The sequence below is a fragment of the Kitasatospora sp. NPDC059747 genome (assembly GCF_042732955.1).
Classification (GTDB): Bacteria; Actinomycetota; Actinomycetes; order Streptomycetales; family Streptomycetaceae; genus Kitasatospora.
Window position 1 is genome coordinate 6,931 of the sequence record NZ_JBHWGV010000177.1, and the last position, 6,890, is coordinate 13,820.

General features: G+C 72.6%; 7 protein-coding genes. 2 read left to right on the forward strand and 5 right to left on the reverse strand.

Features of this window, described 5'->3' with window-relative positions:
• Window positions 1–112: 112 nt before the first annotated feature.
• The 3 genes from ACFV4G_RS40560 to ACFV4G_RS40570 form a co-directional block, all read right to left on the reverse strand.
• Entirely contained in the window at window positions 113–802 is a 690-nt protein-coding gene (locus ACFV4G_RS40560) for a Tat pathway signal sequence domain protein (RefSeq protein WP_380448135.1), read from the reverse strand.
• A gap of 224 nt (window positions 803–1,026) precedes the next feature.
• Window positions 1,027–1,773, reverse strand: coding sequence for a DUF2071 domain-containing protein (locus ACFV4G_RS40565; protein ID WP_380448137.1), 747 nt, complete (start codon window positions 1,771–1,773; stop codon window positions 1,027–1,029).
• Window positions 1,770–2,102, reverse strand: a complete 333-nt coding sequence (locus ACFV4G_RS40570) for a metalloregulator ArsR/SmtB family transcription factor (protein ID WP_380448139.1) — start codon at window positions 2,100–2,102, stop codon at window positions 1,770–1,772. The genes ACFV4G_RS40565 and ACFV4G_RS40570 overlap by 4 nt, the downstream gene beginning before the upstream one ends.
• Before the next feature lie 151 nt (window positions 2,103–2,253).
• Here ACFV4G_RS40570 and ACFV4G_RS40575 point away from each other — a divergent pair, with 151 nt between their 5' ends.
• Window positions 2,254–3,855, forward strand: coding sequence for an FAD-dependent monooxygenase (locus tag ACFV4G_RS40575; RefSeq protein WP_380448141.1), 1,602 nt, complete (start codon window positions 2,254–2,256; stop codon window positions 3,853–3,855).
• 256 nt (window positions 3,856–4,111) lie between these two features.
• A complete protein-coding gene (locus ACFV4G_RS40580) occupies window positions 4,112–5,371 on the forward strand; it encodes an esterase/lipase family protein (protein WP_380448143.1) in 1,260 nt (419 codons plus the stop codon).
• A gap of 261 nt (window positions 5,372–5,632) precedes the next feature.
• Here the strand turns inward: ACFV4G_RS40580 and ACFV4G_RS40585 are convergent, their stop codons facing one another.
• Complete coding sequence (locus ACFV4G_RS40585; RefSeq protein ID WP_380448145.1) at window positions 5,633–6,280, reverse strand: hypothetical protein; 648 nt, start codon at window positions 6,278–6,280, stop codon at window positions 5,633–5,635.
• 44 nt (window positions 6,281–6,324) lie between these two features.
• On the reverse strand, window positions 6,325–6,474 hold the full coding sequence (locus ACFV4G_RS40590) for a hypothetical protein (RefSeq protein WP_380448147.1): 150 nt from the start codon (window positions 6,472–6,474) through the stop codon (window positions 6,325–6,327).
• Between the last annotated feature and the right edge of the window lie 416 nt (window positions 6,475–6,890).

Sequence of the window (6,890 nt, forward strand, 5' to 3'; positions counted from 1 at the left end):
CACTCGAGCGCGGGGCACCCCCCCCCCCGGGGGTGCTCCCCCCGCGCCTGGGGGGCGGGTGAGCGCGGGGCCCCGCGGGCGGGGGCCCGCCCCCCCCCCCCCGGGGTTCGCGTCAGTTGACGGTGACCGCCGGGCTGCCGGTGGCGGTGGTGTCGGTGACGGGCCCGAAGGTGGCGGAGAAGTAGCCGTCGCCCGGGCAGAGCGAGGAGCCGTCGCTCTTGGCGAAGTGTTCGTTGGTGAAGGTCAGGCTGTGGGCGCCGTTGTCGGCGTTGCCGGTGAAGCTGCCGCTGAGCTGGTAGGTGCAGGTGATCGTGCCGAACCAGGTGTCGAGCACGGCGCTGGCCTGGATCGGCCCGGCCGCGCCGCCGACGAGGGTGAGCGGGAGGCCCGCGCCGTCGTCGACGGACAGGGTGAAGGGCAGGTTGCCGACGGTCAGGCTCTCGACGTTCGTGACGCCGGTGACGTTGGCCGTGCACGAGTCGAAGGTGAGCCCGGTGAAGGACTCCGTCGCCGTGCCGGGCGCGGCGGGGTTGGTCAGGACGGTGGCCGAGAGCTGGGACGTCGCACAGGTGACGCCGGTGGTGCTGGTGGCGGTCGAGTAGAAGGTGGCGCTGGTGTTGGCGGCGAGCGGCGCGACGAGCGCGTCGCCCACGGCGACGGCGGTGGTTCCGGCACTGTCGGTGGTCAACACGGCTGCCGCGTCGGCTATTTGATCCGGTGCCTGGGCGGCGGACGCGGGAATCGCGCCCAGGACGACCGCGGCGACGGCGGCGGTGGCGGCGAGGTGGCGGCGAAGGCGCATGGGAAAGCCTCTTCCTCGGTGAGGGGGATCGAGAAGACGAACTTTCGCTGTGCCCGGAGGGTGGGGATCCGGGCGGCTGCCTACGTTCTAGGCCTGTGGCAGTGCACCGTCAAGGCGATGGGCGGCAGTTGCTGACATTTCGTCAGCAAGAGCCGGTCCGCGGCGGACGAGTGGGCCTGGGCGGCGGCCGGGCCCGGTCAGGATGCTCCACCGCCGGTCGATCGTCAGCCGGCGATCCGGGCCGCCTGTTCGCATGCCATGGGCGGGAGTGGCTGCCACCTGACGGGGACGTCGCGCATGACGAGGGCGCAGTCGAGGGTCGCGCTGCCCGGGGGGAAGCGGTCCGGGTCGTCGAAGAAGGACGATGCGGCGGAGTGGACCCGGCCGGCGTCCACGTGCCAGGCGTCGGTTCCCAGTTCCATGCCGTCCAGGTGGTGGCCGGCCCTCGTGGGGGAGAAGCCCTTCGCGCCGAGCCGGAAGAAGCGGGAGGCTTCGGTGAGGTCGGCGAAGAGCTCGCTGTCCCGCAGATCGTCCGCCAGGTCGACGGTGACGTCCACGCGCGTGCCGCCGTCCCGGGCGGCCAGTGCGACGCGCACCCGGTCGGGGGTCTCGTGGACCTCGAAGTCCGCGCGGCCGTGTTCGCCGGGGAAGAGGAGGCCGCCGGCCCAGGCGTTGAGTGGCGAGGCCGTGTCGCGCCGGGGGATGTAGACGCCGCTCTCGACGCCGTCGGGGCCGTCCCACTCGACGGCGATGCGGTGCGCGGCGTTCTCGCTCCGCAGCCCGAACACCCTGGGCGCCCAGGCGGGCCGGACCTCGCCGAGGCGCAGCAGGCAGATGCCCGCGACGGCGTGGCCGTTGGCCAGGTGGGGGCGCAGCGGGCCGGGGAGCAGTCGTGCGGCGACGTCCGGGTCGACGCGGTAGTTCACCAGGAGGCGTCGTTCGACGACGCTGGACAGCTTCGGCTGCCTCATGATCCCTCGCCCTCGGTTTTGGGCCGCCACTTGGTGTGGCGGAGCACGATCTGTTCGGGGCAGACGGCGCTGAGGAACCGGCCGACGCACATGGCCAGGCGTTCCTCGGCGAGGGCGTAGATGATCCGGTTGCCCTCCCGCCGCTCGGTGACGAGTCCGGCGCCCTTGAGCACACCGAGGTGGCGTGAGATGGACGGCGCGCTGATCGCGAACCTGGCGGCGATCTCGCCGGCCGCGAGCTCGCCGCCCCGCAGGTCTTCGAGGATCTGGCGCCGCGTCGGATCGGCGAGGGCGCGGAAGGCTCCCGTCTCGTCCTGAGCTTCTGTCATGCCTTCTATTTAGCATCTTGGCTAAATGTCTAACAAGTGCTCTGTGAGCTTTCTGTGGGTTGGCGGGTTGGCGGGTTGGCGGGCTGGCGGGCCGTCGGGAGCGGGCGGAGGCTGGAGGAGCGGGGGCCGGGGCCGCGAGGAGCGAGCACGCATGGGCGAGACGGACGTACTGGTCGTGGGAGCCGGACCGGTCGGGCTGACGGCCGCCGCCGAGCTGCGCCGCCGGGGCGTCGCGTGCCGGATCGTCGACCGCCTGGCGGCGGCGCAGCCGTACGCCAAGGCCGTCGGGATCCAGCCGCGTACGCTGGAGCTGTGGGACGCGATGGGGCTGCTCCCGCGCGTGCTCGACGAGGCCGTGCCGCTCAAGGGGCAGCTGACGTACCTGAACGGCGAGCCCGGGCCGCGCCTCGACCTGCGCCTGCCGCCGGACGTGCCGTACGGGTTCGCCGCGCTGCCGCAGTACAGGACGGAACGCCTGCTCACGGAGCACCTGGCGGGTTTCGGAGCCGCGGTCGAGCGGCGCTGCGAGCTGACGGGCCTGGTGCAGGAGGACGGGCGCGTCCGGGCCTCGCTGGCGACTCCGGAGGGTGACGAGGAGGTGTCGGCGCAGTACGTCATCGGCTGCGACGGCGCGCACAGCCGGGTGCGGCGGTCGCTCGGGATCGGCTTCGAGGGGGACGCCTTCCCCTCGCGCTACATGCTGGGCGACGTCGCCGTCGACTGGGACCTCCCCGAGGGCTGGGCCGTGCGGTCCATGGGGACCGATGGCGACGCGCTGATCTGCGTCCCGCTGCCCGAGGGTCGTTACCGCCTGTCGATGCTCGCGCCCGCCGAGCGGCCGGCGGAGGCGGACGGCGGCGTCGCGCACGGGCTGGAGGACGGCTGGCGGCCCTCGCTCGCCGACCTCCAGGCGGTCGTCGACCGGCTGTCGCCGCGCCCGGCCACGATCGGTGACCTGCGCTGGTCCTCCTCCTTCCGGATCAGCCACCGCCTCGCGGACCGCTACGCCGACGGCCGGGTCTTCCTCGCCGGCGACGCCGCCCACATCCACCCGCCGACCGGCGGCCAGGGCATGAACACCGGCATCCAGGACGCCTACAACCTGGCCTGGAAGCTGGCCCTCGCAGTGCGCGGTCTCGCCGCCGACGGGCTCCTCGGCACCTACCACGCCGAGCGCCACCCGGTGGGCGAGGAGGTCGTGGGGCGTACCGTCCGGCACGCGCGGTCCGGCTTCACCGGGGAGGGGCTGGAGCTGCGGCGCGAGGCACAGCTGCTGGTGAACTACCGGGGCGGGCCGCTGAGCGAGCCGGAGGGCGAGTTGGAGGGTGCGCTGGAGGGTGCCGAGGTGCCCGTTCCCGGCGACCGGGCGCCGGACTGCGGGCAGTTGGAGCGCCCGATGGTGTCGCACCCCGTGCGGCTCTTCGACCTGCTGCGCAGCCCGCACCACACGCTGCTGCTGTACGCGGGGCCGGAGACGGAGCTGCGCAGCCTGCAGGCCTGCGCCGAGGCGGCGGGGGTGGCGGCGCACGGGCTGCTGAACGCGTATGTCGTCTTCGCGCGTGGGGCCGAGCCGTCGGCCGGGCTGTTTCTCCCGGGCCTCCGGGACGCGGGCGGTGCCTTCCGGGAGGCGTACGCGGCGACGGACGGCGAGGCCTTCGTGATCCGGCCGGACGGCTACCTGGGCGCGCGCCTGCCGGTCGGCGACCCGGGGCGTCTGGTCGGGCACCTGCGGCGCACGTTCGCGGTCGGGTGAGCCCAGCGGTCGGCGCTCCGTTCGGTGTCGAGCGCATCGCCGGGCGGTGCCTTTTCCTTCCCTGAGTGGGCTGAGGGCAGCGGGTGGTCGGAGCACTATGCCCATCTCGCGGACGCGCACACCCTTCGGGGCGAAGGCGGCCACCTTCGGGTGAACCACGTGTCCACTGTCCTCGGTAGTGCTGCTTCCCTCCTTAGGGTGCCGTTTGAGGTCAGCCGTTCGGCGAGCCCGGGAAGTACGTAAGGAGTCAACTGCTATGTCTGCACCCGTCGTTGATGTCTGGGGTCAGGTTGCCCCTGGGGCCCGGTCCTCGCTTCCCCCCGCTCCGGAACCGCATGAGGAGTGGGCCCTCGCCGGCGGAACCGCCTGGGTCTACTACAGCCCGCTGAACCGCAGGCAGCTCGTCCGTCCCGTCATCCTCTCCGACGGCTTCTCGAGCGGGGCGAGCAACCTCGACCAGCTCTGGAACGGCCTGGAGGAGAACGGCGACTTCCGCTTCATCTCCGAACTCCACGCGACCGGGCGCGACGTCATCATCCTCGGCTACGAGGACCGGACGGCGTCGATCACGGCCAACGCCGACACCGTCATCGACTGTATCCGCAGGACCATCATGGAGCGGGTCGGCAGGGCGAAGCTGACCGTGGGCGGATTCAGCATGGGCGGACTGGTCACCCGCTACGCGCTGGCGAAGATGGAGCAGGACCCCGCCCTTCCCGACCACGAGACGGCCCTCTACCTCTCCTACGACACCCCCCACCAGGGCGCATGGTTCCCCATCGCCCTCCAGGCGTTCACGCACTTCGCGACGGACAACTGGGGAGACGAGCCCACCCTGGGGCCCGTCCTGCGCCAGTTCTCCGGGCTGCTCAACAGCACGGCCGCGAAGCAGATGGCGCGGTGGCACATCGCGAAGGCCGACGGCACCGCGGAGCAGGCAGAGGAGCGGGCGGCGTTCCTCCGGGCGCTCGACGCGGTCGGTGGCTGGCCGCAGAACGTCCGCAAGATCGGTGTCGCCAATGGTGTGCACTCCGGCGACGGCAACGGCGTCAAGGCCGACGAGACCGCGGTGAAGTGCGACGGTGAGACGCTGCACGACACGTGGCTCAAGACCCAGGCGCAGGGTGACCAGGAAGTCGCCCGCCTGCAGAAGACCGGCGGCGAGCCGGTGCGGGTCCGCACCAGCGGGCTGCCCGACATCGACGGCGCCCCCGGGGGCCTGTTCACTGCGCCGTCCCCGGTGGGCGACACCGGCAGTTTCGGCCTGGCCGCCATGCTCATGGGTCTTCTCGGCAACACCGTGGACCCGGACGTCATCACGACGTCCTGCTTCATCCCGGCCATCAGCGCCGTCGCCGCCGGGGACATCAGCGACCCGAAGGCCCTCTACCAGCCGATCACCCCGGACGGCAGCGCACTCGACGCCTTCGTGTGCGCCAGTCGCAACGAAGGGCACACCACGATGACCGAGGAACTCGGTGCGTGGATCGTGAACGAGATCGTCACGGCCGAGTAGCCACAAGGGTGGGCGGGCTGCCGCCGAGGCGCCCGCCCGCCGCCGACGCTCACGGCCGGTGTGGCACGCGAACCCGGCACACCGTGTCCCACCGGCGGTGCCAACCCGGTTCACTGGGCCTCCGACCGATCCCCGCGACGGACCACTGAGCCTGGCGGTTGGGGCTGGGTGCGGGCTGGTCGGCGAGGAAGGGTGCTTGGGGATGGAGAAGTCGAGGCGGCCGACTTCCTGTGCGGGTCAGCGGGTCAGCGGGTCAGCGGGTCAGGTGGTGTGGTCAGTGATGGCCGTCCAGCCGGGGGCCAGGGGCAGGTGGCCGGTGCGGTGTGCTTCGCGTTGGTCGGAAACCCATTGCTCCAGTTGGTCGACGGAGTCCGTGACGGGCCGGCCCGTCGTGTCGAGCCGGTGGGTGCGCCACCGGGGGTCCGCGGCGGTCCAGGTCGTCCAGCGGTGCCAGGCCATCTCCGGGCCGCTGCCGCCGGTGATGACGTTCGGCCGGTGGCGGGGATCGCGTGCGTGGCCGCGGTGCCAGGCCGCCCAGCCGAGGAAGGCGTCCACGGCGGAGGAGTCCCACCGGCCCGCGTCCCGTGCGGTGAGCCTCTCCCGGCGGACGTCGTCGGCGACGTCGACCAGGCACACTGCGATCCCGTCCAGCAGCGGGGCCGATGGCGCCGCCAGGACCTCGCCCAGCGGGGACTGGCCGGTCAACAGGAGGTCGGCGCCGCGGTCCTGGTACGTCAGGGCGCGACGCACCCACAGCTCGGTCATCCGGTGCCGCCACTGGCGGTCGGCGTTCTCCGGCACCCCGACCTCGTCGAAGTCGTGCACGGCGACCTGCCGGAGCCGGCCGGCCACGGCGAAGGCGAGCGTGGACTTCCCGGAACAGCTGGAGCCGGTCAGTTTCAGCAGCATTAAGCGAGGATGACAGCCCGGCGGTGGCTTCCACGACCGGATTTTCAGCGCTCCCAGTAGTCGATGTCGGGCAGCCGGACCCAGATGTCGGCGGGGCCGGTGACGGCGCGGGCGCTCGTGGTGGTGGCGGTAGAGGTAGCCGACCAGGACCTCCTCAGGGGAACCGCCGAGCTGGGGGCGCCAGGGATCGGCACCGGCGGCCACGAGGGCCCGGGCGTAGTCCGGCCGGTTGGTCATGACGGCCTCCCACAGTGCCGTCGTCCGGTCCTCAAACGCGTCCACGTCCGAGAGGCGGCCGGCCGGTTCGGCCACCACCTTCGGAGAGCCGAAGCCTGCTGCGTGGTGCAGTGGGAGCCTGCCGCCCCAGACGTTCGGGTCGGTGCCAGCGTCGAGTCGTGCGCGGATCCCGCAGTGGTTTCGCCAGCTCTCCTCCTTCTGCCCGGGTGGGCGCGGGCGTCCGTTTCCGTGGACGATCGTATGCGGGTCTGCCACGACTTGTGCGGTGGGGCGGGTGAGTGGGGCGGGGGGTTATCTGCGCCCACCGGGTGGGGGTATTGGGGGGGGGGGGGGGGGGCGCGTGGGTCCCACACAGGCGCGAGGCGGGGGGGGT

Coding starts and splice junctions, on each gene's coding strand:
- ACFV4G_RS40570 (WP_380448139.1), bottom strand. CDS start 2,102: ATGACAGAAGCTCAGGACGAGACGGGAGCCTTCCGCGCCCTCGCCGAT.
- ACFV4G_RS40585 (WP_380448145.1), bottom strand. CDS start 6,280: ATGCTGCTGAAACTGACCGGCTCCAGCTGTTCCGGGAAGTCCACGCTC.
- ACFV4G_RS40560 (WP_380448135.1), bottom strand. CDS start 802: ATGCGCCTTCGCCGCCACCTCGCCGCCACCGCCGCCGTCGCCGCGGTC.
- ACFV4G_RS40580 (WP_380448143.1), top strand. CDS start 4,112: ATGTCTGCACCCGTCGTTGATGTCTGGGGTCAGGTTGCCCCTGGGGCC.
- ACFV4G_RS40565 (WP_380448137.1), bottom strand. CDS start 1,773: ATGAGGCAGCCGAAGCTGTCCAGCGTCGTCGAACGACGCCTCCTGGTG.
- ACFV4G_RS40575 (WP_380448141.1), top strand. CDS start 2,254: ATGGGCGAGACGGACGTACTGGTCGTGGGAGCCGGACCGGTCGGGCTG.